At 66.8% G+C, this 1,496-nt stretch carries 2 protein-coding genes; both read left to right on the forward strand.

The window, feature by feature from the left end; genetic code table 11:
- Window positions 1-279: 279 nt before the first annotated feature.
- Entirely contained in the window at window positions 280-834 is a 555-nt protein-coding gene (gene efp / locus I73_RS09760) for an elongation factor P (protein WP_022980441.1), read from the forward strand.
- A 100-nt stretch (window positions 835-934) separates the two neighbouring features.
- Window positions 935-1,496 (forward strand): heme-dependent oxidative N-demethylase subunit alpha family protein (locus I73_RS27155; protein ID WP_040500127.1); only part of this gene is annotated, 562 nt, incomplete at its 3' end.

The raw sequence follows: 1,496 nt of genomic DNA on the forward strand, positions 1-1,496 counted from the left end.
CGCCGGCACCTTGCCGGTGCCCCGCCCGCCCTGGCAGAGGCCGTCCCCGGCTGATGCAGGCCTGGAATGGCCTGACGCCGGCGGGCTCTGCCTGGCCACCCCTGCCCCCGCTGGCGGACTGGCAACGCTGCACACTCGCCTGGCGTGCCGAATTGCTCGCCCAGCCCCCCCTGGCCCGGCAGCTCCTCGAGTTCGTCATGGAAAAGCGCTAAAATCCAACGCTTTGCGAAAATTTGGGCTGCGCAGCACGCATGGCGCCGCCACCAACGGAATCTCACCATGAAGCTCGCTCAAGAAATCCGCGCCGGCAACGTCATCATGCAGGGCAAGGACCCGATGGTCGTCCTGAAGACCGAATACAGCCGTGGCGGCCGCGGCGCCGCCACCGTGCGCATGAAGATGAAGAACCTGCTCAACGGCTCCGGCGCCGAAGTCGTCTTCAAGGCCGACGACAAGATGGAGCAGGTCATCCTCGAGACCAAGGAATGCACCTACACCTACTTCGCTGACCCGATGTACGTGTTCATGGACACCGACTACAACCAGTTCGAGGTGGAAGCCGAGAACATGGGCGACGCCATCAGCTACCTGGAAGACAACATGCCGGTGGAAGTGGTGTTCTACGACGGCAAGGCCATCTCGGTCGAACTGCCCACCAGCGTCGTGCGCGAAATCGAAACCGAGCCGGCCGTCAAGGGCGACACCTCGGGCAAGGTCCTGAAGCCCGCCCGCCTGAAGGGCACCGGCTTCGAGATCTCCGTGCCGCTGTTCGTGGAAAACGGCGACAAGATCGAAATCGACACCCGCACCCACGAATACCGCAAGCGCGTCTGATCGACGCCAACACGGTGGTGCCGGGTTTGCCGGCATGATGATGGGCACCTCCGGGTGCCCATTTTTCTTGGCGGCACCGTCGCTGTTCCTCCGCTCTGCCATGCCCTTCGATTTCGAGCACGCCGTCACCGCCCCCTTCCGCATGCAGCCCGGGCTGCGCAAGCTGGCCGAGGGCAGCGTCCAGTTCACCCCCACCCACCCGGCGTCGCCCCATCTGCGAGAGAAGCTCGCCGTCCTGCGCAGCCAGCCCGACCAGGCCTTGCAGATCGAACCGGGCTTCGATGCCCTGCCGTCCCTGCACGCGGCCATGCGCCAGGCCGCGCAGGAACATCCGGCCGCCCTGACCCTGTCCAGCGATGGCCAGCTGATGGCTCATGCCCTGGGCTGGTCGGTCGATGACCGGGGCGAGGTGGCGGCGCTGCACCCGCAGGCGCCCCAGGACATCGGCCTGTGTCTGAAGGCCCTGCCGACATCCTGGCGCCAAACTGCCCTGTTCAGCCTGGCCATCGAGGAAGACCTGGCCATCGTCGACGGCCGGCGCGCCAGCCTGCCCTGGCTGGCGGTGGCCCTGCCCTCGCACTGGGACCCACGCCAGAAGATCGGCCGCCACTTCGCCGAGTTGCACGCCCCGGTGGCCGACAACCTGGTGCTGGTGGCGGCGG

The organism is Ideonella sp. B508-1, from assembly GCF_000333615.1.
In the GTDB taxonomy this organism is placed as follows: domain Bacteria; phylum Pseudomonadota; class Gammaproteobacteria; order Burkholderiales; family Burkholderiaceae_C; genus Ideonella.

Bases quoted from the DNA above. Each gene is read 5' to 3' on its own strand.
- efp (WP_022980441.1), top strand. From the start codon at position 280: ATGAAGCTCGCTCAAGAAATCCGCGCCGGCAACGTCATCATGCAGGGC.